The organism is Acinetobacter sp. 789_lipA, assembly GCF_058242845.1.
The window spans coordinates 1,807,527-1,832,306 of record NZ_JBZAYS010000001.1 but is presented as its reverse complement, the minus strand read 5'-3'; the positions used below and the strand labels follow the sequence as shown (position 1 = coordinate 1,832,306).

The window sequence follows — 24,780 nt, the reverse complement described above, 5'->3', positions numbered from 1 at the left end:
TTTTTATGACTTTTTCTCAGAATTTAAGTTCAGCATTTCAGCAGACAGCTCCTTCACTTTCTAATTTTAGCGAATTAATTGATTTAAACTGGATTGAAGACTGTTTAAAACGGACCGGGAAAGCATCGGTCAGAAAAAGAAAACTCCCCGCAGAGCATGCTGTATGGCTAGTTATTGGACTTGCATTGTTCCGCGACCAGCCCATCTGGTATGTTGTTCAGCAGCTGCAGCTGGTTTTTGGCACGGCTGAAAGCTGCGCCCCAAGCGCATCAGTGCAGGCCAGACAGCGCTTGGGTCTGGAGCCTTTAAATGTCCTGTTCAACACACTGAGTCAGACATGGTTTGAAGATTCTCAGCCGCAATATTCCGCCTTTCATGGCCTAAGCATCTGCGCTGTAGATGGAGCCGTCTGGTCCATGCCCCACACAGATGAGAACTTCAGGCACTTCGGTTCTTCCAAAGGCAAAACGATAGCAGCACCTTGGCCGCAAGCCAGAGCGGTTTGCCTGATCAACACCAATACTCATGAAGTGATTGATGCCGGGATTGGAAGTATGGATCAAGGCGAGCTGACTTTAGCGAAGAAATTGAAAGTGCCTGCAAATAGCCTGACTTTATTTGACCGGGCCTACTTCTCTGCTGATTTCTTATCAGGGTGGCAGTCTCGGGAAAACTGCCATTGGCTTATGCGGGCTAAAGACAATCTGCGCTATGAAATTATCAGGAAAAACTCAGCGCATGACTTTCAAATCAGAATGCCTGTTTCTCCAAGAGCGAAGAAACTGAATCCGGATTTAGGTGACTATTGGGAAGCCCGCCTGATTGAAACTGAACAGTCTGGAAGGGTTAGACGATACGTTACATCATTATTAGATTCAAAGGCTTATCCTCTGGAAGAGGTCAGTACGCTGTATGCTCAGCGCTGGGAAATCGAGATGTGCTACCGTGAAATCAAGAGCGACCTGCAAGATGGGATGCATTTAAGAAGCAAGCAGCCTGAATTGGTGTATCAGGAATTATGGGGTGTATTGATTGCTTATAATATTCTTAGAAGGCAAATGAAATTTATGGCTCAACGGGCGAAAGTCAGCCCTTTGCGTATCAGTTTCCATATTGCTTCAATCAGCATTATCAATATATTAAGGCATACTCCGCTGGAATCGGCAGGGAATTTGCCCAAGCATTTAGAGCGTTTGCTGGAACAGTCTAAAATGTTTGTTTTGCCTGAAAGAAGATCAAGGCAATGCCCTAGAGTCGTCAAAATAAAGCCTCAAAAGTACCCAAGAAAATGCCAGTCAATTTCTTAACTGACTGGCATTACTCTGTACAGGACGCTTTTTCAACCAATATATAAATTTAAATAATTAATTCTAAAAAGATTCCAGCAAAAACAATCAATCCCACCCAACGATTGTGACGGAATGCCCAAAAACAACGCTGTGGATCTCTGTCTTTGGTTTTTGACCATTGATAAATAAAATCAGCCACGACTACAAGCAATGCGATTAGACCCAATGGCATCAATAAATTTTCAAGGTAAAGCGCCGTACCGATCAAAACGACACTCATCGCCTGTAAAAGTGCAATGATTTGAATATCAAAACGACCGAATAAAATGGCTGTCGACTTCACCCCAATTTTTAAATCATATTCACGGTCGGTAATCGCATATTGAGTATCGTATGCCACAGTCCAAGCCAGATTGCCGAAATACAGCAACCAACAGGTTAAATCTAATGGTTTACCCATAGCCGTAAATGACATCGGAATTCCCCACGAAAAAGCCATGCCTAAAACAACCTGAGGCAAATGGGTATAGCGCTTCATGAAAGGATATATAAATGCGAGAACAAGCCCACCTAAAGCACAATAAAACGTTTCAATCGGTAGAAACAACAACATACAAGCACTAGCAAAGACTAGAGCTAGAAACACATAAATGGCTTCTTTGGCCGTGATAATCCCTGTTGCTAAAGGCCTTGTTTTCGTGCGCTCTACATGCGCATCGACCTTACGATCAGCAAAATCATTAATTGCACACCCAGCCGCACGCATAAATATCGTGCCAAGTACCATCGGAATCAGAATACCAATTGGCGGTATGCCCTCTGCTGCAATCCACAGTGCCCACATGGTGGGCCAGAATACCAATTCTGTGCCAACAGGCTTATCAAAACGACATAAATAATAATAGGCTTCTAAACGTTCACGCCAAGTAATTTGATGCGCAGTTGTCATGACTGTCCTTCAGATGCTGAATTCTGCTTTTGCAAAAATTGCTCAAAACTCGCTAAAAAAGTTTCTTGAACAATAAACTTGCAGCCGTGCCAAGTATAACAGCTCTGTCTAGTCCAGCCATCTTCTAGCCAAATCACACGACGTTCACATGCTGGATTGGTGCGCTGAAACAAGAACCAGCCAATCGGTTTTTTACCAATATGTTTAAAAAGCCGTGCACGGCCTTGCAAACTTAAGATCGGAAAAATGCTTTTGGCTTTAACCCAAGGCTCTACATCACTACCATATAAAAAACTTTCTCGTACCCATGACGTATGCTGAAACGGCATGCCCATCCATTTTGCATCGATAAACTGAAGACGCTGAAAATGCTCTTTGGTTGGTTGAACCCTAAATGTTCCATCAGCCAAATCCTTCAGTTGCTGAGTAAGTGAACCTGAAGCATATAACCATGTTTTCAGTTCAGCTGGAATCTGCTGCATAAGCCTACCTGTACCATTGATTTACTGTGCGCTTAAACGCTTTTTGAGTTATGCAGAATGTCATTGATTCAATTCTAAGATCAATCTTTAGCAATTATCTGTTTTTGCAATGGTTTCAAATTTACCCTGCGGAGTTTTTACCAAAATAAAACCTTCAGCACTCAAGTAAAAACTTTGAGGATAATCATAATCCAGTGCTAACTCAGGGCTTTTCAATGCAACAAATTCTGCCTGCTTGTAGCCTTCAGGGGTGCGACCAACTTCGATATAAATCACCATCGAAAAATTTAGCTTAAAACCTTTGTCGTGATCTTTAGGGTCAATCCAAGGATAAAAACTGGTGTGCTTCTTACGCTGTGCCATTGCTCTCATCAATTTTTTTCAAGTTAAACAGATGATACAAAAAAACCCGCGGCTAGCGCGGGTTTTTTGCAGCGAAATTCAGTTCAGAATTACAAGCTGTAGTACATATCAAATTCAACTGGGTGAGTTGTCGTGTTCAAACGACGCACTTCTTCAGTTTTAAGTTCGATATATGCATCAAGCATTTCTTTAGTGAATACACCACCTTTAAGAAGGAACTCGTGATCCGCTTGAAGCGCTTCAAGAGCCATATCTAGGCTGTGCGCAACTGTAGGGATTTTCGCTTCTTCTTCAGGAGGAAGGTCGTATAAGTTTTTATCAGCTGCTTCACCTGGGTGAATCTTGTTTTGGATACCGTCAAGACCCGCCATTAACAATGCAGCGAAACCTAAGTACGGGTTCATCATTGGATCTGGGAAACGAGCTTCGATACGTTTGCCTTTCGGGCTAGAAACGTAAGGAATACGGATAGAAGCAGAACGGTTACGTGCTGAGTAAGCCAACATAATCGGTGCTTCGAAGTGCGGAACTAAACGCTTGTACGAGTTTGTAGATGGGTTCGTAATTGCGTTCAATGCACGAGCGTGTTTGATTACACCACCAATGAAGTAAAGCGCCATTTCTGACAAACCAGCGTATTCATCACCAGCAAACAAGTTCTTGCCATCTTTAGAGATTGACATATGAACGTGCATACCAGAACCGTTATCACCAACCATTGGCTTAGGCATGAAAGTCGCAGTTTTTGCATATTGGTGCGCAACGTTCCAAACCGCATATTTGAACTGTTGTACTTCGTCAGCTTTACGAACCATTGTGTTGAAGCTTACACCAATTTCTAATTGGCAAGATGCAACTTCGTGGTGATGTACTTCTACACGACCTGGGCCCATGATGTCTTCAATACGCGCACACATATCAGCACGCATGTCATGTGAAGAGTCAACTGGAGGAACTGGGAAGTAACCGCCTTTAACACGTGGACGGTGACCAGAGTTTCCGCCTTCGTAGTCTTTGTTTGTTGACCAAGCAGCTTCTTCAGCAATCAATGTATGGCGCGCGCCAGACATATCAATTTCCCATTTTACTTCGTCAAATACGAAGAATTCTGGTTCTGGACCAAAGAATGCAGTATCACCAATACCTGTCGATTTTAGGTATTCTTCAGCACGGCGAGCAATCGAACGCGGGTCACGGTCATAACCTTGACCTGTTGATGGCTCAATAACGTCACAAGTAACAACTACTGTCGGCTCAGCGAAGAACGGGTCGATAAAACCAGTTGCAGCATCTGGACGTAAGATCATGTCAGATGCTTCAATGCCTTTCCAACCAGCAATAGAAGAACCATCAAACATTTTACCGTCTTCAAAAGTATCTTCGTCGATAGTATCTGCTGGGTAAGTTACGTGTTGTTCTTTACCCTTAGTATCCGTAAAACGGAAATCGACCCATTTTGCGCCACTTTCTTGGATGAGTTGTAGGACCTTGTTCGCCATGCTCATTTTGCTCCGATGAATTTTTGTTGCACTCTTTAGTGCGTGTTAGTAGTTGGTTGTTCTAAAGCAATTACCGTACCAACTTTAAAAAGCTTAGCTAAAATATTGAATTCATTATCAGAATAACAGTTTTAAGCTGTTTGCTTTGGCTCTATTATACTGAGCTAAAAAGTAAATGCACCATATTCAAGCACGCTTCTTCACATTTAATCTAAAAGATTTTGAGTGTGGATCATAATGGTGCATTTTTAAATATTATGGGTCGATTTACACCCGTTTTTTATAAATTAGAGCACTTTTTAAGCTGTTATTTTCGCCTTGATTTGACTTCCACACCTCATATCACGGCGAGCGATATACCTTAAATCAAATATAAGCAGCGTAATCAACTGTTTTTATTTGATTTTTAAAAAACAAAAAACCTCTCCTTTCAAACTAAATATAAAGCCGACATCTCAGATGTGAGCAAGCAAAAAAATATGCTCTGTTTTGGTGACATTAGGGGAGTTTTTGGCTCACAACATCAGAAGATATTCTTTTTATATTCATTGAATATGCATGCTTCATGACATTTATACATAGTCCACGAGGCTTCTCGTTAGGATTTGAATCTGAGATATTCATAAACTCTATATCAGTTAGTAACAAAACCCATTGTAATTTTTAGACCCACAAAAAAATGTCGCGCCCTAGCTGTGTATTTTTTGCTATGATAATTTCGGTTTTGTGCCTCCATTCAAGTCATTGAATGAGAAAAATAATTTACTTATAGCTTTATAATGTAAACGCACGAATACCATAGGACTCTTCAAGCACATTTATGTGCATAAATTTCAATAGGTTAAGCTCATGCTTTTAATGATCGACAACTATGACTCTTTTACCTACAACATCGTCCAGTATTTTGGCGAGTTAAATCAAGAAGTAAAAGTAGTACGTAATGATGCCGTGACATTGGAAGATATTGAGCGATGGCAACCTAAGTATCTTGTGATTGGCCCTGGTCCATGCTCACCTTCGGAAGCAGGAATTTCTATTCCAGCCATTCAGCATTTTGCTGGAAAAATTCCATTATTAGGGGTGTGCTTAGGACATCAGGCCATTGGTCAAGCATTTGGTGGCGAAATCATTCGTGCCAAAAAAGTGATGCATGGTCGTTTGTCTGACATGCACCACTCAAATAAAGGCATTTTTAGCAACCTCCCTTCTCCGTTTTCAGCAACGCGTTATCACTCACTGGTGATTGATCAAGAAAGCTTGCCTGAATGCTTAGAAGTGACTTGCTGGACCAATGAAGCCGATGGCTCAATTGAAGAAATCATGGGTGTAAAGCATAAGACGCTTGCCGTTGAAGGCGTGCAATTTCACCCTGAATCAATCTTGAGTCAGCATGGCCATCAAATCTTTAAGAACTTTTTAGAAATTTACGCATAAATGAGTGCAGTGAAAAATGAATATGCAACAAGCTTTAAATAACATCACTAAAAATATTGAGTTGACGCAGCCGCAAATGGAAGACGTCATGCGCACCATCATGAATGGTGAAGCAACAGATGCCCAAATTGGTGCACTAATGATGGGTCTTCGCTTAAAAGGCGAAAGTATTGATGAAATTACCGCAGCGGCTCGTGTCATGCGCGAGTTTGCCATCAAAATTGATGTCAGTGATGTACCTTATTTAGTCGACATCGTCGGTACAGGTGGTGACGGTCAGAACTTATTCAACGTCTCGACTGCGTCTGCTTTTGTGATTGCAGCGGCAGGTGCAACCATTGCTAAACATGGTAACCGCGGTGTTTCAACCAAATCGGGTTCCTCGGACTTGTTAGAACAAGCAGGCATTCAACTTGACTTAAACATGCAACAAACTGAACGTTGTATTCGCGAAATGGGTGTGGGTTTCTTGTTTGCCCCGAATCATCATAAAGCGATGAAGTATGCGGTTGGCCCACGTCGTGAATTAGGCATTCGCAGTATTTTCAATTTACTTGGCCCGCTTACGAATCCGGCTGGAGTAAAACGTCTAGTGATTGGGGTGTTTTCGACTGAATTATGTCGACCAATTGCAGAAGTGATGAAACAACTGGGGGCTGAACATGTCATGGTCGTTCATTCTAAAGATGGTTTAGATGAAATTAGCCTTGCATCAAGCACCTATGTGGCCGAACTTAAAAATGGCGAAGTCACCGAATGGGAAATTCAACCTGAAGATGTTGGGATCGAATCGCAAACTTTAACAGGTTTAATCATCCAAGATTCTGCTGAAAGTTTAAGCCTAATCAAAGATGCCTTAGGTAAAAACAAATCCGATAAAGGCGAAAAAGCAGCCAATATGATTGCTTTAAATGCAGGTGCCGGTTTATATGTCTCTGGACTTTGTACCAGCTATAAACAAGGCGTGGCTTTAGCACATGACATCATCTACGGCGGACAAGCCTTAGAAAAGATGAGCATCCTTGCTGAATTCAGCAAAACCCTTAAACAATACGACGCTTGATAGACAGGATTTTGTCATGGTAGATATCGCAAATACGATTTTAGGCAAAATTGTGGATCGCAAGCAGGAAGAGTTTGCTGCACGCCTCAAACAACGTAGCTATAAAGATGTTGAAGAATGGGCATTTGAGGCAACTCCTGTGCGTGGTTTTGCAAAGTCTTTACTGAGCAGACAACCGGGTGTGATCGCTGAAATTAAGAAAGCATCACCATCTAAGGGCATCATTCGTGAAAACTTTGATCCTGCTGAAATCGCACAACAATACGAAGCCGCAGGTGCAGCATGTTTATCAGTTTTAACCGATGTCGATTTTTTCCAAGGTGCCGATGAGAATATTCAAATTGCACGTTCTCACTGTGCCCTACCTGCATTACGCAAAGACTTTCTGATTGACCCTTATGGGGTGATTGAAGCACGTGCTTTACATGCGGACTGTATTCTTCTGATTGTGGCATCCTTGTCCGATCAACAACTCGAAGAAATGTCGAAAACAGCTTTTGAGCAGAATTTAGATGTCTTGGTTGAAGTACACGATGAAGCAGAGCTTGAACGTGCTTTGCGTCTATCTGAGCGTTGCGTATTGGGTGTCAATAACCGCAACTTAAAAACCTTTGATGTTGACTTAAACACCTCGATTCGTCTGAAAAAACTGCTTGAACCATCTCGTCTACTGGTAACTGAAAGCGGCATTGCGACCCCAGCAGATGTGGCCATGATGCAAGAGCATGACATTCATGCTTTCTTGGTCGGTGAAAGTTTTATGAAGCAGCCGCGTCCGGATCACGCCTTTACCGAGTTGTTTGGAACACCTAAATCACTTTAATGGCATATTCAGGGTAAGGCATGCTCTTGCCCTGAATACTTTGTGATATATCCTTTCAAAAAGCTGTTGAAGATCTGCTTAAACAGCAATATATAAAAAATTCAATCTTAAATTACTCAATTAAACCCTGTTTCTTGGCTTCATTCACCGCTTCCATTCGAGAGCGGACCTGCAACTTGTTATAGATTTTACGCAGATGCCATTTCACCGTATTGATGGACAAAAAGATCGACTCGGATATTTCAGCATCGGTACAGCCACGGCTTAGTTTTTCTAAAATTTGGACTTCACGTTTTGATAAAGCCTCAAGGCCAGAACTTCCGATCAAAGCTTCAGCACTGCTTTCAGCTTGATTGAGCTTTTGAAGTTGCTGAATATATTCTAATAACACAACTGTATGCTTTTGCTTCTGTCGACTTAAATGCTGACTTAGCCCACTTAATATATCCCAAATTAAAGGGTCTTCATCTAGAATCACCCGCACCGCCTGAGTCGGCATGAGGGTTTCAAGCGCTTGTTGTAGCGCCTCAAAAGCCTGTTCATGTTGTTTCAGCTGATACAGGGCCAGTGCAAACAAAATTTGAACACGCGCAAAACGTATAGGATAAATCCTAAAAAATGCTAACTGCTGGCTTAAATATTCTTTGGCTTGTTCGGCTTTCCCCATGAAAATTTGCTGACGCACCAGCATTAAATCATCGCCACGCAGCAAATTCGTAAAATTTAAATATGGCTGAAATGCTGCTTGTTCAGTATCAGCTAATGCAGAAAGCGGGCTTGATTGTTGCACATAGGCTTGTATGGTTTGTGCGAGTCGAGGTAATGACCATTGGCTACTACGGGTATGTGCTTGGTGCAAACACGTTTGTATCGCACTTTGATCTTGATGCAAGGTCGCTAGTCGCATTTGTAAAATATAACCGACTATCACCATATCAGGCATTGCTAGATTACCGCCGCCCTTAAAGTCCATTAATGCAACTTCGACTTGCGACATTTGGTTCATTTCATAATACAGGTCTGCTTTAAAGCTGCTCAGAATATTCATAATGGCCGCTTGATTGTCTTCATCTAGACCTAAGTTACGATATTCCTCGCTCTGTCCTACTTGAGTAAATTTCTCTGCCGCGAGCGTTAAATTTCCTAATAAATAATCACATAGGGCATCAATACAATCGACCATTGCCAAACCATATAGGTTATGACCTTGCAAATAGATAATGCGCGTTTGTAGTAATAGCTTTCGTGCTTCACTCATTTGCCCCAAACAAATGTGATGTAAAGCCCCAATCCCAATCAGTAGAGCACGGACAAAATAAACGGTACTTGGCAGTTGTGCTAAGTTTTGTTGCGCTAAGCGATAAGCCACATCTAACTTGTCTTCTAAAACAGCAATGAGAGGGGCTAAACCTAATTGGTCCTCATGTTGTAATAAGGTTTCATGTTGATCCACACTATGCCAGAGCTGTAAATAATGATTGGCTAGGGTCACTTGATGCGTCAGCACCAAGGTCCAAATAATGTCATAGAGCAAATTTGGATTTTGCAGCAAGACAGAATCTGGTATCTGTTTGACCAACTCCAACAACGTATAGTGTCGGCCTTCTAAGATCAGTTCACGACATACCGTGTTGAGCAATGATAAAATCAGCTGCTGATCTTCTGCCTGTTGGGCGTGATAAATCGCTTCCATCAGATAACGCTGTTGTTTGAACCATTCTGCCGCTTTACGATGCATTTGCTGATATGCATCGGGTTGTAAAAGCTTAAACTTCGATTGCAAAAAGTCTCGAAATAAATGATGCACGCGATACCACGTACGCTGTTCATCTATCGCTTGAATGAACAAGCCTTTTTGGCTGATGACATCGAGAATCTGCTGTGCAGCATGATTACCCGTTAAAGCGACAACCAAAGCTGGATTAATTTTCCTCAGTACACTAATTTGCAATAAAAATTGCTGAATTTCAGGGTCTTGTTGTAAAAAAACCTGCTCACTGAGGTAATTCACAATCTGATGGTGCGCACCGCTTAAATTTTGAATAAAGCCATGAATATCTTAGTGTTCTTTCAAATATAAATTGGTGAACTGAATGCCTGTAAACCAGCCTTCAGTTTTATCAATCAGTTGTTCTGCAAGCTCCGTGCTTAAAGCAAGCTGGTCAAAGTTTTGTTGTTGTAAAAACTGAATGAGCTCACTGCTTTCTTGCTGTTTGATACTCAACTGAGACTCAGTAACCCACTTTAAACGCCCCAATAGATATTCTTTCGCGAAACTCCAGTTGGGTTTGACCCTTGAAGCAATCACCAAATGACAATTTTCAGGTAAAGACTGGTACAACCACCAAAAGATATTTAAACATTCTGGGTTTGTTAATGCTTCAAACTCATCGATAAATAAAACTGTGTCAGCATCCTCTTCTGCAACTTTTTGCGTCAGTTCAATGATGTGTTGTTTATGGATCTGTCCATAAGAGATCGAATGCGGTGGTTCTAAATCTAAAAGCGCTAAACGCAAGTATTGATAGAGTCGAATAGGATCATTTTCATCATCATCCAAAGTTAACCAACAGACTTTCTTTCCCTTTGCTAAAAGAGACTCTGAAAGTTGATGCATCAGCGTGGTTTTTCCATAACCCGCCGCGGCGTGAATAAAAACCAAAGAAGACTGACAATAGTCCACGATCTGATTAACAGTTGGGGACGTTGCATTGCCCTGCCATTCAGCATGCTCGGACGACTGAGTTTAGTCTTCAACACTTGCATGTATATTCATCCAATCTTTTTATTCAATTACATCTGCAACATTCATTTCCCTGAATTTTGCATTTGGCAAAACATCATTCTCTACGAATCATGTTATGCCGTTCATCAGTCTAAAACACTTATAAATTAGTAGGGGCACCGCAGTTAAGCAATATGAAATAGCATCAAAAACCATTCCAATCCCTATTTTAAACTGTTCATTCGCGCATTTATCAAACAATGTAAATTCCATTCTTTCGAGTGGTTTGCATTTTCTGAAACATTGTTATGCTCAGGCTTAAGGAAATCTTAGATATTGATATCTCATATCATATTCTGATTCCAAGACATACAAGGAGTTTGTCATGAGCATCGCACAATCAGTTAAACATCAGGATCGATTATTAACGATTAACATCAAAGATGGCGAAATCAAAAATGCACTACCGGGTGTGCATGTCACACCATGCTTTTTAGATCCTGACAATGGTAAATGGATTATCTACGCTCGTTTTGATGCTGGCGTTGTAATGCCACGCCACTTCCACACAGGTGTTGTACATTTCTACACAACTGCTGGTTCATGGCATTATGTCGAATATCCTGAAGATGTTCAAACGGCTGGCAGCTATTTATTTGAACCAGCAGGTTCGATCCATACTTTAGCAACACCAGAAGGTGCTGAAGGCTTTATGGTCATTAATGGTGCGAACGTCAACTTAAATGATGATGATTCACTGATGTTTATTATGGATGCCAGTTGGATCGAGCGCACCCTTCACGTCGTGGCTGAACATACAGGGCAAAAAATGCCGCGTTATATTAAACCGGGTTCGGATGTTGTATTTAGCGACAAATAAATTCCAAAAGGCTTTTGGCTTCGGCTAATAGCCTTTTTTATTAGAAAAATAGTCAGCAAGGATGAATGAAATGTTTGGCAAAATGATGCACCAATCTTTATTGATTAGTAATTTAATCGAACATGCGGCAAAGTACCACGCAGATACTTCTATTTTTTCACGTGAAGTAAATGGTCAAATGACCACCACCAATTGGTTACAGGTTCAACAGAATAGCAAACGTTTAGCCAATGCTTTCACGTCATTTAATCTTAACCAAGGTGATCGTCTTGCAACGATCGCGTGGAACAACCACCGTCATTTAGAGTCTTGGTATGCTATTTCAGGGAGTGGTTATGTTTGCCACACCATCAACCCTCGCTTATTCCCAGAACAACTGGTGTTCATTATTAACGATGCACAAGATAAAGCGATTTTCTTTGATTCAACTTTTCTACCGTTAATTGTCGCAATCCAAGGCAAAGTACCAACCGTTGAAAAATTTATCTGTTACGGTGCGCGTGATGAAAACGTCATTGCAGCACTTCCAGATGTTATTTTCTATGATGATTTAATTCAAAACCAATCTGCTGAATTTAGCTGGCCACAATTCAGCGAAGAAACCCCTAGTTCTTTATGTTACACCTCTGGCACTACAGGTAACCCGAAAGGCGTACTGTATAGCCACCGTTCTACCCTACTCCACACCATGGCGATTAGCTTGCCAGACGCATTAAACCTGTCTGCAAATGATGTGGTCATGCCTGTCGTTCCTATGTTCCATGTCAATGCATGGGGTGTGCCATATGCAGCAGCGATGGTCGGTACCAGTGTGGTTTTACCAGGACCAAACCTAGATGGTGACAGTCTCGTTGATCTGATCGACAGCTATAAAGTTACTGTGGCTTTAGGTGTACCCACCATCTGGCAAGGCTTACTTGCAGCTGCAAAAAAACGCGGGACAAGCTTAGAGAGCATGACGCGTAACATCGTGGGTGGTGCTGCATGCCCGCCATCGATTATTCGTGATTTCAAAAACAACTATGCTTGCGACACCATTCATGCATGGGGAATGTCTGAAACCAGCCCACTGGGAACAGCGAACCAACCGAAAGCAAAACATGCCACGTTGAGTGCTGAAGAGTTTGAAAAGTTACGCTTAACCCAAGGTCGTCCACCTTTTGGTGTTGAATTACGTATCGTTGATGAAAGCACCAATCAAGTCTTAGCTAATGATGGTCATACTCAAGGGAATTTACAAATTCGTGGCCCTTGGATTGTCGATCATTATTTCAACCAAGAAAAAAGTGCCACCACAACCGATGGTTGGTTCGACACGGGGGATATCGCGACCCTAGATACAGACGGTTATATGACCATTTGCGACCGTGCCAAAGACTTAATCAAATCGGGCGGTGAATGGATTTCTTCGGTTGAACTTGAAAATATTGCCGTAGGTCACCCTGAAATTCGTATAGCAGCAGCCATTGCGGCACGCCATCCAAAATGGGACGAACGCCCAATTTTGATTGCCGTAAAACAGGAAAACTCAACACTGACTGAAGAAGAAGCGCTGGCTTACTTTGATAATAAGATTGCCCGCTGGCAGACTCCTAACGTGGTGATTTTTGTAGATGCACTGCCAATCAACGGTACAGGTAAAATTGTGAAGGCAGAACTCCGCAAACAATTTGGTCATGTTCTACTTCAAGACGAAGTCGTTTAAGGCTCATTCGAAACATTCAAAAGGATATTGTGATGAAAAAAATATGAAAACAGCATGGGTTACAGGTGGCAGCAGCAGTATTGGCCTTGAGTTGACTAAACGTTTACTCAAAGATAACTACCAAGTGTGTATTTTCGCCCACGCGGGGATTGAACAAGCGGTGATTGACTTGCAAAAGCGCTCCCCTGCGGTCTGTGGTTTTGAAGTCGATGTACAAAATGAAAGCACTATGGACGCGAAATTTGCAGAAGCAGTGGCTGCATTCGGCACACCAGATTTGTTGATTAACTCAGCAGGCATTGCAATTGCAAAATCATTTGAAGACATGACTTCTGAAGAATATTTACGACAAATTAATATCAACCTAGTCGGTAGCCGTAATGTAGCCCATGCTGCCTTACCGCATCTCAAGCAAGCGGTTCAACAAGGCAAATCACCAAAACTGGTTTTAGTTGCATCAGCAGCGGGCTTGGTCGGTTGTTATGGTTATACGGGTTACTGCTCATCTAAATTTGGCGTGGTCGGTTTGGCTGAAGTGCTACGTATGGAACTGCGTAGTCAGAAAATTAAAGTTGCCGTGGTTTGCCCGCCAGAAATTGAAACACCGATGGTATTTGACGAACGTAAAAATGGTTCACCAGTCACAGCGGCATTAAAACAACTTGGCGGCAGCCTCCCACTAGAGAAGGCCTGTCAGGAAATTTACAGCGGCATTTTCTCATCCCAATTTATGATTATTCCAAGTACTCAAGCACGTATTCTTGCCAAACTTTCGCGTGTCTTGCCTGACCTTTATCGTAACCAAATCGATAAAAAACTGGATAAAATCATCCGTACTTTACGTGCAAGTTAAGTCACGACTGACTTAGCATGCCAAACCTGAACCCGAGTACATCATTTGTCTATCTAGATAGAATAGTTGCTCGGGTTCAATCATTTTAAGTTCTTACAGAACAGCAGTTCTCTTGAGCACCCCGCAGAATACTATTAGCCATTTGATATGCAATTTTTTGCAAATCTCTATGAATGCAATTCAGTTCAAATATAGGGAAAATCAGACTATAATTATCGCCTAATTTCTTATTTTGCGTATTTTTCTGACACTATGAGCAAACATGATTCATCGCTTTCTAAAGAACAGTTTAATTTACTGAAAGACTTTAAAAAGCAAATCACCAATCCGCATTCGACTGCCATCAAACAGTCTGAGGCCCAAGCTCAAGTTGCTCCACCCGAGCCAGAAGATGATTTCGCGTTGTTTCAAAAACAAATGCAAGGTGTCCAAAAGATGGAGACCGCGAACATTGCCAAAATAGAAAAAAATCCAAAGAAAAAAATCGATGCACAAACTTTAGCAAAACGTGCAGCGGCTGAAGGCCCAATGCATACCGATGCAACTGAGCTGTCTGATACTCAAGCCATGCTCAATCCTGTCGCGAGCCAAGCCGCGCTCAGTTATCGCATTGCTACGCTGCAACACAAAGTATTTGAAGATTTAAAAGCGGGTAACATTCGTTGGTTTGAAGCAGTCGACTTGCATGGTTGCACCGTTGAAGAAGCCCGTGTCGCAGTTTTACAAGTCATTCAAATGGCCAAAGATGAAAATCAAAATGTCATTAAAATTGTACACGGCAAAGGTCCAGAAGCCATTTTAAAAACATATGTGAATGGTTGGCTACGTCAACACCGAGATGTATTGGCTTTTGTAAGTGCGCCAGAAAAGCAAGGTGGTACAGGTGCAGTTTTAGTGTTGCTAAAACGTGCTGAAAAGAACCCAAAGTTTAAACAGTAATCGGATTTTTGTCCAAAATAAGGCATTGGAATAGTTTTCTGCTACAATGCCGTCCTTGTTCAATATCAGTGTAAGTGAACACGTCTTATGTCTATGCAGCAATCCTACGCTAACATCTTAACTGCCGTTGGTGAAGACCTAACCCGTCCAGGTCTCCTCGATACGCCTATGCGTGCTGCTAAAGCTTTTTCGTATTTAACGTCTGGTTATAGCAAAAGCTTAGAAGAAGTGACCAATAATGCGGTGTTCCCATCGGACAACCGTGAAATGGTACTGGTTAAAAATATCGAATTTTATTCACTCTGTGAACACCATTTATTGCCTTTCTATGGTCGCGTACATATTGCGTATTTACCTGAAGGCAATGTCCTTGGACTCTCTAAATTTGCACGCATCACCGAAATGTTTGCACGTCGTCTACAGATTCAAGAAAATCTGACGCAGCAGATTGCAGAAGCGGTTGCAGAAGTGACAGGCGCACGTGGCGTGGCGGTTATGATTGATTCTGCACATATGTGTATGATGATGCGCGGCGTCGGCAAGCAAGAATCGACTACACGTACCGTTTCCTTTATTGGTGACTTTAAAACCAATAAAGAAGAGCGTCGTGAGTTTTTAAGTGCAGTCCCTGAAAGCTATTAATTGAAACATAAAGCCTCAACCTCTGTTGGGGCTTTTTTTATGCATATATCATTGAACGATTCATTTTTTGTTTAGAGGAATACGCAATGTCAGCAATTTGGTTAGCAGGTCATGGTTTGACCCAAGGCGAACAGAGTATTGATTTTCCACGTTCAGACCGTTTAGTTCAAGGTAACCCACAGCGCTTGACCTATAATCTGTACGAGCATCCACACATGGGCTGCGGGATTTGGCACTGTGAAGTTGGCTCATGGAATATTCAATTTGCTGACAACAAACAAGAATTCTTTCAAGTGATGGAAGGCTGCATCCGTATTCATGATGCCCACACTCAAAACTTCATTGAAGTCAAAGCAGGTCAGGCAGGAATTATTCCACCGAGTTTTATCGGCACATTTGAAGTGGTTGAAGCTGTAAAAAAATACTATGTGATTGTTGAGGTATAAGCACCTCAACAACCGATTTGAAACGTCTTAGAATAGTTCGTGTTTAAGTCTGAGATTTAAACACTCAGGACTTTTTCAGTCACATGAATACAGTTACGCCCTTTATTTTTGGCAGCATAGAGTGCCGAATCGGCAGTGTCTAAAAAGCGTTGATAGTCAGGATGACCATTATAAACCGTACAGCCAATACTGACGGTAAAACTAAAACTTTGCCCATGAGCGGTACGAATTGGGGTTTCCTGTATCCGCATGCGAATCGTTTCAGCGATTTGTAAAGCACGCGTGAGATCACTGTCGACCAATAGCAATAAGAACTCTTCGCCACCGACACGGAAGGCATAGTCACTACCCTTCGCTACATCTAACAAGACTTCAGCAATAAAACTCAGTGCCAAGTCCCCTGCGGTATGCCCATACTTATCATTAATACGTTTGAAATAATCCGCATCAATTGCTAGTAGGCTCAACGCAGCATCATTTTTACGGGCAAAATTAATTTCACGCGACACAATCGTACTTAAATAACGACGGTTTAACAGCTGAGTGAGCGAGTCATTGCCTGAATCTATATATTCGGTCACTTGAAACAGTTGATCGACCAAATGCTGAATCTGTCGGTTCACGTCACGAATTTCTTGAATGCGTTCTACCTTCTGAGCCTGATCTTGACAGTCGAGCACATCAAAATTGAGGGTATCGACCTGTTGAATCAGCCTGATAATGGTCTCCACCTGCTCTGCGCCCGTAAATGCATACGCTGCTTTATGAACAAACCATAGACCAAATTCTGACTTAGACAAAGCAATGTGTTGCAACTGCGGATGCTCGGAGAAGACTTTGAACATCAACTCATTTTCCCAGTCGAGCAAAATACTGCGCTGCTTATCTTTTTGTACCGCGACATCTTGCATTGCAGAAAATAAACGATAACTATGCTTAACTTCATGGCTTCGCTCTGTATTGGCTTCATAGGATCTGCACATAATTTCTGTCGCAAAACCCATAATTTGCAGCATATAACTCAGCATGTGGTGGTTATTTTCCAGCGGAAGTTCAGCCAAGAGTTCCAAGATCTTGTTTTCAATCTCACGAATACCGCGCATGATCAACCAAGAAGGAATGCCCACCCGCGCATGTACCTGCCCAACTTTTTGTTGTTTTTCAACTGCTGCATAATAAGCTTCATTCACAGCCACGTCGAAACTTTCAATGAGCCATTGGTTTAAACTGTTTTTTAAACGTTGTTGAATGATGTCATCTTTAAAAAAATCTGCAGCCTCAGGCTCCAAGACAATATTGCTATAAAATTCATTAACCAATACAGACGAATGCTGCTGAATAAAATTTTGCGCTTTAACTTGATCATTCACTGAATAATGTTGGCAAATTTTCCCCCATTGCTCGGCCAATTTAGCCATGCATTCATCATTCATAAAACTTACCTATTTATATATTTTTGAGACTTACTAGACATTTATGTGATTAATATAGGACTTACGCATTGACGGATTCAAAAAAGTATTAAAATACTTTATAAAGTATCTGTGATCAGACGAATTAAACATGCTTCTACAGCAACTTGTACATTACCCATTTATATGGGCTTTCTCATGACAGAACCGAACTCTATTAGCTGCACACAACTTGCCGAGACTTATAACATCTCGCATGATAGTGTAAATCGCTTTCTAGAACGTGAAGACTACACACCTCACGACCTATATCAAGAAGCAATTCAACATATTGATAATAATAAACTTATAGTCAGTATTGATGATACTGTTTTAGATAAACCCTATAGTCAACATATGGACTTGGTTAGCTATTTTTGGTCAGGCAAACACCACCGATCCGTCAAGGGTATTAATCTCATTACCTTGTATGCGACAGATCAGAATGGTCAAAATATTCCAATTAATTTCCGAATTTATGACAAATCTGAAAGTAAAACCAAGAATGATTACTTTATGGATATGTTAAGTGAAGTACTCAGTTGGGGTGCAAAGATTCAATTTATTACAGGTGATAGTTGGTATTCATCGACTGGAAATCTAAAAACCATAAGAAAATATGGTATTCGATTTATGTTTGGTATCGACTGTAACCGTAAGGTTTCCCCAGAAAAAGGACAATGGTTTCAACTGCGTTTATTGCCAAATTTCCATCAGGGTCAAGTGGTCTGGCTCAAAGATTTTGGCTTTGTACAATTATTTAAGACTCAGTTAAAAGAACAGCAGAGGTTTTATATTGTGCATCAAGATGAAGATGATTTATTGTCCTTTGAGGGTTTTCATGAATTACATTCAAGTCATTGGAAAATAGAGCAATATCACCGGGTGATTAAACAGGTTTGTCATATTGAAAAGTTTCAAGTAAGACGATCTAAACTGATTTTGAATCATATTTTTTCAGCCTTGATGGCCTACGTCGAGATACAAAAGAACCAGTTTGAGCGGATCTTTGAAAATGTATATCGTTGGCAGAAGAAATTATTTAGACCAGTTATCAAAAACTTCATTGATGACTTTATTCTCGATAAAAATCATCTGCTACCACAGAGAATCTATAAATAATAGTGCGTAAGTCCTATAATATAACAAATTTCAATACTTATTTTCACCATCAGCTTTGATTTTCAGCACTTTATAAAAAGTAAGGCTCACGTTTGGTTGTTTTAACAGCAACGACTTTCATAAAAAAAGCCCCTTTATTGGAGCTTTGAAAAGAGGACCGAACTAAAAGAAATGGAGATAACTCAAACCCGTCTGATCCCAATCCTTGCCTTTTTGCTGTTGATACTGCCAATGAAGCCTCAACGCATTTTGCTGATTGAATAAATATTGCAACTGAGTATTCAGTCTGACTTGCCATTGATGGCTATCTTCCCAATATGGCAGCTCGACCTGTACCAAACTATTGATATGTTCGCTCCAGATGTTCTGGCAGCCTACCGTTGGCCCAAGTCCCACGCGCCAACCTCGGTCTAAAGCTTTGCCTGCTTGAACATGATTTTGCAATTGTGCATAGCATAAATGTTGACGCTCTTGATCTGCCACACTATAGCCAAACTGACTGGATAGATTGAATACACCATGTTGATCCTGTTCACTAAATGCACCATCTCGATTTAGTGCCTCTTGTTGCCAACCCATGTTAAAACCCCAGCTTAATGGTGTTTTAAAAGCAGTCAATGGACTGTAGGCATTGACCTCCAGCACATTCAGCTCCTGCAGTTTTAGTCGATCATCGCGATATTCGAGGCTACCATCTAGAAACTTAAGCTGTGTACCCAAACGGAAACCGCCTTGTGGGTCAATCAAGTCATGATAGGCCTGACGATGGCTCAGTCGGAAATAAGTGTCACCTTGTATTTCACCCGCTTCAAACTGAACGGTTCGCGCATGGTGGCCTTTTACCGGATCTACTTTTGGCGCTTCGACCACTTGACGTTGCTTTTCCAAGTCAATCTGACTCCGCAAACCCAGCAGTTGTCGAATACGCGGTTGGGCGTCTTCTGCCGCAATCTTTTGTGCAATTAACTGTAAATACACATGGTCATAGGCCATTTCTAAAATACGTGCCTGATCCACCAAGGCATAGCGATTCAAATAATCTTGCATTTGAGCAGGTTCAAGTTGCGCAACCTGATGCGCAGCCGCTGCCAAGGCTTGTCCGTGTTGTTTGGCTTGTGCCAACAACTGAGTTTCTAAAGCTGGACGGTAAACACTTTCTGCAATTAGATGGTTTTCATCGACCGCCTTAATAGTCTCAACAGGAATCGCAGCGGTTTTAAATTGTTTTTGCAGGTTGACCTCTGGCCGAACCAAATCAATTAAACCCAGTAAACGATAGGCACAGTTATCACTGATAAAATAGTAAGGAAATTGCACATGCTTGAGTTCCCAAATATGCTCAACCATGGTTTTGGTTTCTTCTGGCGTCAGGGCTAACTCGTACTCCCACAAATCGCGGCTTTCCAAATCACCATATTCTTTCACTTTTCGATAGTACGGCATGAGTGAGTACTCACCTGGGTACTGCCCGGTTAAGCCCTTCCATGCAAAAGAAAAGCTGTCGCTATTGGCCACTGTCGCTGCATAATTCACGGCATAAGAGACTAAGTTCAGCTGTTTTTGGTCTTTAGGATCGAGCCTTAACAGGGTATGCCCAAACATCGAACTGGGATTGCCCATAAAGTCCGTGGCGTAAATTAAAGTCGCCTTATACGGCTTAATTTGCCCAAGCCACTCATCCAGCTCAGGACATGAGGCTTTAGTCAGTTGGTTTGATGCAATATTCAGTTGTCCTATGAGCCATTTTGAACGTGCCGGAAAGCGACACTGAATCGATTGATTGGCTTCGGCTGGGATAAAAAGTGCTGCAATATTGGCATCAAGCTCTTGTTTGAGCTGAGTTTGTCCGTGTTCGCTATAAAAAAATGGACGGTAGGTGACTTCACTTTGTCCTGAGACATTGGCATACATCAAACGTTGCCAAGTCACATTTGAGGCTAGCTTCAGCTGCTGTGCTTTTTCAATATAAAACTCTGCTGAGCTAGGTGCTTGAGCAAAGATGCTGGTGCTGAATAGCACACTAAAGAGGAGGACAACAGATTTCATGCAGTGTTAGCTATTCTTCTTTTTTAGATATGAAAAACCCTGCCTGAATGGCAGGGTTTTATGGTGCAATTAAACGTATGCTTTTAATACGCTATCCGTTGCCATCACTGCTTGTAAAGATGCTAATACTTGAAGCGCATCTTGGTTCTCAGCTGAATAGATTTTTGCAAAGTTTTGTTTAGAAACTTCAAAGAAACGTGCTTTATCACCAGATTGAATGTTGAGTAATTCAGCAAGGACATTCAGACTTTCACCCTCACCGACTGCCATATCACGCGCCAATGCTTCCGCATTTTCGTTGGTAAATGTTACTGCCTGAGCAGTCACAGTACCTGTACCGCTACAACCTAAAGTACCAAAGGTAATACCGAAAAGTTGGTTAGCAAAAAGACCATTGGTTGTACCCGCTAAAATTTTAGCGACTTTACCAGACTGGCCAGCCCAAATTTGTGAACCAATACCACAACCGACGTCATTATCTGCAAATGTAGCGGTAGAACCAACAGCCAAAACCGCAGCCAATGCTATTTTTTTCAACATAAGGTTTCTCCAGACTCGATTATCTCCGAGTATTTTTATTGTTCCTATTGTGTGTATTTTGAGCTACACCCTTGTAAGATAGCGGTAACAAGCGCATAACGCAAAACAATTTATACTAAAGTGAAGTGAATATTTAAAAATGTGCTAGCGGTATAAGGACCAACTGCCACGTAGGTCTCGTTTCCCTAAAATCTTTAACACCAACACCAGACTGAGCAGTAGCAATAAATACCAAGAACCCAACTTACCCCAACCGACCATATGCCATGCATCGACTTGACTTGGGTACAGCCAGATTTGGTAAAACGTACTGATATTTTCCGCAATCCAAATAATAAAAGCCAACAGTAAAAGTACGGGTAACATCGGCAGTTGAAAACGGTGCTGCTGTAATTCAAAGCCAATCTTGGTTTTCCAAAACAGCACTATGCTCCACGCAAACAAAAGATAACGAATATCGGGAACAAAAAATTTGGACATAAAGTTGATATAAGACAACACCGCCAATGTCAGCATGGCGGAGAAACGGGGTAAGTGCTGAAAAGAAACATGATAGAGACGTAATGAACGCGCAAAAAAACTACCCACAGCCGAATACATAAAACCTGCAAACAAAGGCACTGTTAAAATTTTAAACACGGCGGGATGCGGATACTGCCAAGATGCAATTTGCGGATGGGTCAAAAAGATTTCCATCACCATTGCCATCACATGAAATAATGCAATCACTTTGGCCTCGGCCCAAGACTCAAGTTTTAAGTACAACAGACAAACTTGTATCAGTACGGCATAAAACAGTAGATAGTCATAACGGAAAAAACCGAAATATTCCTGACTTCCCATACTGGCTGTGAACGCAAAAGCCAATAGCAGTAATATCCCAAATAAGGCAGCCGAAGCTGCCTTAGATGAGAACTCAAAACATGATTTTAAAATCGTGATCACGCATGAACCCTAATTGAATTGAAGCTGTGAAACTTAGAGATATTTGGCACTGTATTCATGCACAGTATCAATAAAGGCTTTCGGGTTTTCAGGGTCAACCCACTGGGTAATACCGTGACCTAAGTTTGCAACATAACCCGTTTTCTCACCGCCTGCATAAGCGTCATCTAACATGGCTTTGGTGGCTTTCACAATGGTCTCATGCGAACCATATAATGTTGCAGGGTCTAAGTTGCCTTGCAGTGCCGCACGGCCAGCCACCGTTTGGCGAGCCACATTTAATGGCGTCGTCCAATCTAGACCGAAAGCATCCGCCCCTGTTGCCACCATTGGCTCTAACCACTGACCGCCACCTTTGGTGAATAAAATCACAGGCACTTTACGTCCTTCATTTTCACGTTTTAAACCTGCAACAATTTTTTGCATGTATTTTAAAGAAAATTCTAAATATTCACGGTGTGCCAATGCCCCGCCCCAACTGTCAAAAATCTGTACGGCTTGAGCACCTGCATCAATTTGCGCATTGAGATAGTCAATCACCGCATCAGCCAAACGATCGAGTAGCGCATGTAAAACTTCGGGTTGCGCATACATCATTTGCTTGGTGAAACGGAAATCTTTGCTCGAACCACCTTCAACCATATAAGTTGCCAGAGTCCAAGGGCTGCCCGAAAAGCCAATTAATGGCACTTGGCCACATAAGGCTGAACGAATCGTCTTGACCGCATTCATCACATAGTCGAGATCAGATGCAGCATTAAACTGAGGTAAATTCGCCACATCTTGTTCAGTACGAACCGTTTTATGAAATTTAGGCCCTTCCCCAGCTTCAAAATAAAGCCCTAAACCCAAAGCATCGGGTACAGTTAAAATATCTGAAAACAAAATGGCAGCGTCGAGTTCATAACGACGCAAAGGCTGTAAAGTCACTTCGCACGCAAATTCGTTATTTTTACACAGCGAAAGGAAGTCACCCGCTTGAGCACGGGTTGCACGATATTCAGGTAAATAACGCCCTGCTTGACGCATCATCCAGACGGGTGTGGTATCTACAGGTTCACGTAATAAAGCACGTAGAAAACGATCATTTTTAAGCGTCGTCATTTACTTTCCCATCTCAATTAAATTTGCCCACCATCATAACAAAAAGGTCGAATTTTTAATAACTTCTCATAACACTAAAATTCGATCAGGACAAAGATACAAACGAATATTTACACAAAACAAATACTGCATCTCCATCTTTTTTCTGTAATACTTCACTAGTTTTTACTTTGTAAATGAATAATTCTTAAGGTTGAATTACATGTTCGTTCGCACAATACTCGCGATGAGTTTAAGTTGCATTCTTGCTGGTACAGCGTTTGCTGCATCTACTACTGAACAACCCTTGACGCCAAAAAAGATCATTGATACTTCAGTTCAAGATCCTATTGATCCTTTAGCAACAGATGTTGCTTCAGCTTCTACTGCGGTTGCAAACAGCCAAATTACAGCAAAAGAACAAGCAGACTTAAACCAAGCTTCACAAACTTTAGATCAACTTGAACGATCTGAAGATAAAACCGCTGACGTTGGTGCTGCACCAAGCAAAACCACCTCTGCACCGACCACCACGACGACAAATCCTGCTGCAGCAAAAGCATCGTGGACATTAAATGGTCTAAACAGTGCAGAATGGTTTGACAATATTGCTAAAGGCCAATTCCCTGTCTATGCACGTGCTCACGTGATGCTGAATAATGCACATGCGTCTCCGGGTGCAATTGATGGCATGAGCGGTAAAAATACCCTCAAAGCCATTGCCTCGTTCCAGCAAATGAGCGGTTTAAAAGCAACAGGCACTTTAACCAAAGAAACTTGGGATGCCCTACTGGCAAGCCAAGGTTCTAAGCCTGCATTTATTGAATACACCATTACCGAAGCAGACCTAAAAGGTCCTTATGCTGCATCAATTCCACGCGATTATGCACTACAAGCCAAAATGAAAGGTTTGTATTACACTCGCGTGACTGAAATGTTGGGTGAAAAGTTCCATATGGATGAAGACTTCTTGCAGAAGTTAAATCCAAAAGCAACCTTCAAAAAAGCGGGCGAAAAAATTATTGTGGCCAATATCCGCAATGAAGTGCCAGAAGACATTCATTTGATTGTTGCACACAAAGGTGCAAAACAGCTGTATTTATTTAACAGCCGCAACCAAATGATCGGTTCTTTCCCTGCAACCATTGGTAGCTCAGATACTCCGTCTCCAACGGGTACTTATAAAGTTACGGGTGTTGCGCCAAATCCATGGTATAGCTACTCACCTAGTAACTTTGTACAAGGTAAAAACTTAAAACCACTTTCTCTACCACCGGGTCCAAACGGTCCTGTAGGGAATATCTGGATTGGTTTAAGCAAAAAATCATTTGGTATTCATGGTACACCAAACCCTTCAGCTATTTCTAAAACAGCATCGCACGGTTGTATCCGTTTGACCAACTGGGATGCTAATGATCTTGGCAAAAAAGTGAAGTCAGGTGTTACGGTTAAATTCTTAGAGTAATTGGCTTTCTAAGTTATTTACGCTATAAAAGGTGTT

The 24,780-nt window shown here is 41.7% G+C and carries 23 protein-coding genes; 12 read left to right on the top strand and 11 right to left on the bottom strand.

Annotated elements, in window-relative coordinates:
• Positions 1-5 precede the first annotated feature (5 nt).
• Positions 6-1,307 carry an IS4 family transposase gene (locus AC4CUZ_RS08840; protein ID WP_039891156.1) on the top strand — a complete coding sequence of 434 codons (1,302 nt, stop codon included), beginning with the start codon at positions 6-8 and terminating at the stop codon, positions 1,305-1,307.
• A 49-nt stretch (positions 1,308-1,356) separates the two neighbouring features.
• Here AC4CUZ_RS08840 and ubiA read toward each other — a convergent pair whose 3' ends face one another.
• The 4 genes from ubiA to glnA form a co-directional block, all read right to left on the bottom strand.
• The gene (ubiA, locus tag AC4CUZ_RS08835) at positions 1,357-2,238 is read right to left on the bottom strand and encodes a 4-hydroxybenzoate octaprenyltransferase (RefSeq protein WP_078388623.1); all 882 of its coding nucleotides are present in this window, start codon (positions 2,236-2,238) and stop codon (positions 1,357-1,359) included.
• Positions 2,235-2,720, bottom strand: a complete 486-nt coding sequence (locus AC4CUZ_RS08830; RefSeq protein WP_078388622.1) for a chorismate--pyruvate lyase family protein — start codon at positions 2,718-2,720, stop codon at positions 2,235-2,237. Before AC4CUZ_RS08830 ends, ubiA begins: the two co-directional genes overlap by 4 nt.
• Before the next feature lie 87 nt (positions 2,721-2,807).
• Positions 2,808-3,083: a hypothetical protein gene (locus AC4CUZ_RS08825; RefSeq protein WP_078388621.1), complete on the bottom strand. Its 276-nt coding sequence runs from the start codon at positions 3,081-3,083 to the stop codon at positions 2,808-2,810.
• 89 nt (positions 3,084-3,172) lie between these two features.
• Complete coding sequence (gene glnA, locus AC4CUZ_RS08820; protein WP_005400480.1) at positions 3,173-4,588, bottom strand: type I glutamate--ammonia ligase; 1,416 nt, start codon at positions 4,586-4,588, stop codon at positions 3,173-3,175.
• Between the two features lie 843 nt (positions 4,589-5,431).
• Here glnA and AC4CUZ_RS08815 point away from each other — a divergent pair.
• The 3 genes from AC4CUZ_RS08815 to trpC are packed head-to-tail and all read left to right on the top strand — an operon-like array spanning position 5,432 to position 7,902.
• Entirely contained in the window at positions 5,432-6,016 is a 585-nt protein-coding gene (locus tag AC4CUZ_RS08815; protein WP_005400479.1) for an anthranilate synthase component II, read from the top strand.
• A 16-nt stretch (positions 6,017-6,032) separates the two neighbouring features.
• Positions 6,033-7,079 carry an anthranilate phosphoribosyltransferase gene (gene trpD, locus AC4CUZ_RS08810; RefSeq protein ID WP_005400478.1) on the top strand — a complete coding sequence of 349 codons (1,047 nt, stop codon included), beginning with the start codon at positions 6,033-6,035 and terminating at the stop codon, positions 7,077-7,079.
• Between the two features lie 16 nt (positions 7,080-7,095).
• Positions 7,096-7,902: an indole-3-glycerol phosphate synthase TrpC gene (trpC, locus tag AC4CUZ_RS08805; RefSeq protein WP_419381309.1), complete on the top strand. Its 807-nt coding sequence runs from the start codon at positions 7,096-7,098 to the stop codon at positions 7,900-7,902.
• Between the two features lie 112 nt (positions 7,903-8,014).
• On the opposite strand, the gene AC4CUZ_RS08800 is transcribed toward trpC, so the two are convergent.
• Together AC4CUZ_RS08800 and AC4CUZ_RS08795 are read right to left on the bottom strand one after the other, a co-directional pair.
• Positions 8,015-9,913 carry a winged helix-turn-helix domain-containing protein gene (locus tag AC4CUZ_RS08800; protein WP_419381310.1) on the bottom strand — a complete coding sequence of 633 codons (1,899 nt, stop codon included), beginning with the start codon at positions 9,911-9,913 and terminating at the stop codon, positions 8,015-8,017.
• Between the two features lie 48 nt (positions 9,914-9,961).
• Positions 9,962-10,585 carry an AAA family ATPase gene (locus AC4CUZ_RS08795; protein WP_419381311.1) on the bottom strand — a complete coding sequence of 208 codons (624 nt, stop codon included), beginning with the start codon at positions 10,583-10,585 and terminating at the stop codon, positions 9,962-9,964.
• A 427-nt stretch (positions 10,586-11,012) separates the two neighbouring features.
• Between AC4CUZ_RS08795 and AC4CUZ_RS08790 the strand changes: the two genes are divergently transcribed.
• From AC4CUZ_RS08790 to AC4CUZ_RS08765, 6 genes are all read left to right on the top strand, one after another.
• Positions 11,013-11,507, top strand: a complete 495-nt coding sequence (locus AC4CUZ_RS08790; protein ID WP_490747494.1) for a 2,4'-dihydroxyacetophenone dioxygenase family protein — start codon at positions 11,013-11,015, stop codon at positions 11,505-11,507.
• 70 nt (positions 11,508-11,577) lie between these two features.
• Positions 11,578-13,212: a long-chain fatty acid--CoA ligase gene (locus AC4CUZ_RS08785; RefSeq protein WP_419381313.1), complete on the top strand. Its 1,635-nt coding sequence runs from the start codon at positions 11,578-11,580 to the stop codon at positions 13,210-13,212.
• Positions 13,213-13,255: 43 nt separating this feature from the next.
• Positions 13,256-14,065, top strand: coding sequence for an SDR family NAD(P)-dependent oxidoreductase (locus AC4CUZ_RS08780; RefSeq protein ID WP_490747493.1), 810 nt, complete (start codon positions 13,256-13,258; stop codon positions 14,063-14,065).
• A 252-nt stretch (positions 14,066-14,317) separates the two neighbouring features.
• Positions 14,318-15,004 (top strand): Smr/MutS family protein, encoded by a 687-nt coding sequence (locus AC4CUZ_RS08775; RefSeq protein WP_004695682.1) that lies wholly within the window; start codon positions 14,318-14,320, stop codon positions 15,002-15,004.
• Between the two features lie 93 nt (positions 15,005-15,097).
• Positions 15,098-15,646 carry a GTP cyclohydrolase I FolE gene (gene folE / locus AC4CUZ_RS08770; RefSeq protein WP_171054237.1) on the top strand — a complete coding sequence of 183 codons (549 nt, stop codon included), beginning with the start codon at positions 15,098-15,100 and terminating at the stop codon, positions 15,644-15,646.
• A gap of 86 nt (positions 15,647-15,732) precedes the next feature.
• Positions 15,733-16,092, top strand: coding sequence for a cupin domain-containing protein (locus tag AC4CUZ_RS08765; protein ID WP_419381315.1), 360 nt, complete (start codon positions 15,733-15,735; stop codon positions 16,090-16,092).
• Between the two features lie 56 nt (positions 16,093-16,148).
• Here AC4CUZ_RS08765 and AC4CUZ_RS08760 read toward each other — a convergent pair whose 3' ends face one another.
• Positions 16,149-17,525: a diguanylate cyclase gene (locus tag AC4CUZ_RS08760; protein WP_490450182.1), complete on the bottom strand. Its 1,377-nt coding sequence runs from the start codon at positions 17,523-17,525 to the stop codon at positions 16,149-16,151.
• Between the two features lie 111 nt (positions 17,526-17,636).
• Here AC4CUZ_RS08760 and AC4CUZ_RS08755 point away from each other — a divergent pair, with 111 nt between their 5' ends.
• Positions 17,637-18,665, top strand: coding sequence for an IS701 family transposase (locus tag AC4CUZ_RS08755; protein WP_007116247.1), 1,029 nt, complete (start codon positions 17,637-17,639; stop codon positions 18,663-18,665).
• A gap of 162 nt (positions 18,666-18,827) precedes the next feature.
• Here AC4CUZ_RS08755 and AC4CUZ_RS08750 read toward each other — a convergent pair whose 3' ends face one another.
• The 4 genes from AC4CUZ_RS08750 to hemE form a co-directional block, all read right to left on the bottom strand.
• The gene (locus AC4CUZ_RS08750) at positions 18,828-20,711 is read right to left on the bottom strand and encodes an Lnb N-terminal periplasmic domain-containing protein (RefSeq protein ID WP_419381319.1); all 1,884 of its coding nucleotides are present in this window, start codon (positions 20,709-20,711) and stop codon (positions 18,828-18,830) included.
• 69 nt (positions 20,712-20,780) lie between these two features.
• The gene (locus AC4CUZ_RS08745) at positions 20,781-21,251 is read right to left on the bottom strand and encodes a DUF3015 family protein (protein ID WP_168158113.1); all 471 of its coding nucleotides are present in this window, start codon (positions 21,249-21,251) and stop codon (positions 20,781-20,783) included.
• Positions 21,252-21,395: 144 nt separating this feature from the next.
• Positions 21,396-22,193 (bottom strand): DUF817 family protein, encoded by a 798-nt coding sequence (locus tag AC4CUZ_RS08740; protein WP_419381329.1) that lies wholly within the window; start codon positions 22,191-22,193, stop codon positions 21,396-21,398.
• Positions 22,194-22,229: 36 nt separating this feature from the next.
• A complete protein-coding gene (gene hemE, locus AC4CUZ_RS08735) occupies positions 22,230-23,300 on the bottom strand; it encodes a uroporphyrinogen decarboxylase (protein WP_419381320.1) in 1,071 nt (356 codons plus the stop codon).
• A 202-nt stretch (positions 23,301-23,502) separates the two neighbouring features.
• On the opposite strand from hemE, the gene AC4CUZ_RS08730 reads away from it, so the two are divergent.
• Positions 23,503-24,744 carry a L,D-transpeptidase family protein gene (locus AC4CUZ_RS08730; RefSeq protein WP_490747492.1) on the top strand — a complete coding sequence of 414 codons (1,242 nt, stop codon included), beginning with the start codon at positions 23,503-23,505 and terminating at the stop codon, positions 24,742-24,744.
• Positions 24,745-24,780 lie beyond the last annotated feature (36 nt).

Excerpts from the sequence above, each read along its gene's own strand:
- AC4CUZ_RS08840 (WP_039891156.1), top strand. The coding sequence starts at position 6 with ATGACTTTTTCTCAGAATTTAAGTTCAGCATTTCAGCAGACAGCTCCT.
- ubiA (WP_078388623.1), bottom strand. The coding sequence starts at position 2,238 with ATGACAACTGCGCATCAAATTACTTGGCGTGAACGTTTAGAAGCCTAT.
- AC4CUZ_RS08830 (WP_078388622.1), bottom strand. The coding sequence starts at position 2,720 with ATGCAGCAGATTCCAGCTGAACTGAAAACATGGTTATATGCTTCAGGT.
- AC4CUZ_RS08825 (WP_078388621.1), bottom strand. The coding sequence starts at position 3,083 with ATGGCACAGCGTAAGAAGCACACCAGTTTTTATCCTTGGATTGACCCT.
- glnA (WP_005400480.1), bottom strand. The coding sequence starts at position 4,588 with ATGAGCATGGCGAACAAGGTCCTACAACTCATCCAAGAAAGTGGCGCA.
- AC4CUZ_RS08815 (WP_005400479.1), top strand. The coding sequence starts at position 5,432 with ATGCTTTTAATGATCGACAACTATGACTCTTTTACCTACAACATCGTC.
- trpD (WP_005400478.1), top strand. The coding sequence starts at position 6,033 with ATGAATATGCAACAAGCTTTAAATAACATCACTAAAAATATTGAGTTG.
- trpC (WP_419381309.1), top strand. The coding sequence starts at position 7,096 with ATGGTAGATATCGCAAATACGATTTTAGGCAAAATTGTGGATCGCAAG.
- AC4CUZ_RS08790 (WP_490747494.1), top strand. The coding sequence starts at position 11,013 with ATGAGCATCGCACAATCAGTTAAACATCAGGATCGATTATTAACGATT.
- AC4CUZ_RS08785 (WP_419381313.1), top strand. The coding sequence starts at position 11,578 with ATGTTTGGCAAAATGATGCACCAATCTTTATTGATTAGTAATTTAATC.
- AC4CUZ_RS08780 (WP_490747493.1), top strand. The coding sequence starts at position 13,256 with ATGAAAACAGCATGGGTTACAGGTGGCAGCAGCAGTATTGGCCTTGAG.
- AC4CUZ_RS08775 (WP_004695682.1), top strand. The coding sequence starts at position 14,318 with ATGAGCAAACATGATTCATCGCTTTCTAAAGAACAGTTTAATTTACTG.
- folE (WP_171054237.1), top strand. The coding sequence starts at position 15,098 with ATGCAGCAATCCTACGCTAACATCTTAACTGCCGTTGGTGAAGACCTA.
- AC4CUZ_RS08765 (WP_419381315.1), top strand. The coding sequence starts at position 15,733 with ATGTCAGCAATTTGGTTAGCAGGTCATGGTTTGACCCAAGGCGAACAG.
- AC4CUZ_RS08760 (WP_490450182.1), bottom strand. The coding sequence starts at position 17,525 with ATGAATGATGAATGCATGGCTAAATTGGCCGAGCAATGGGGGAAAATT.
- AC4CUZ_RS08750 (WP_419381319.1), bottom strand. The coding sequence starts at position 20,711 with ATGAAATCTGTTGTCCTCCTCTTTAGTGTGCTATTCAGCACCAGCATC.
- AC4CUZ_RS08745 (WP_168158113.1), bottom strand. The coding sequence starts at position 21,251 with ATGTTGAAAAAAATAGCATTGGCTGCGGTTTTGGCTGTTGGTTCTACC.
- hemE (WP_419381320.1), bottom strand. The coding sequence starts at position 23,300 with ATGACGACGCTTAAAAATGATCGTTTTCTACGTGCTTTATTACGTGAA.
- AC4CUZ_RS08730 (WP_490747492.1), top strand. The coding sequence starts at position 23,503 with ATGTTCGTTCGCACAATACTCGCGATGAGTTTAAGTTGCATTCTTGCT.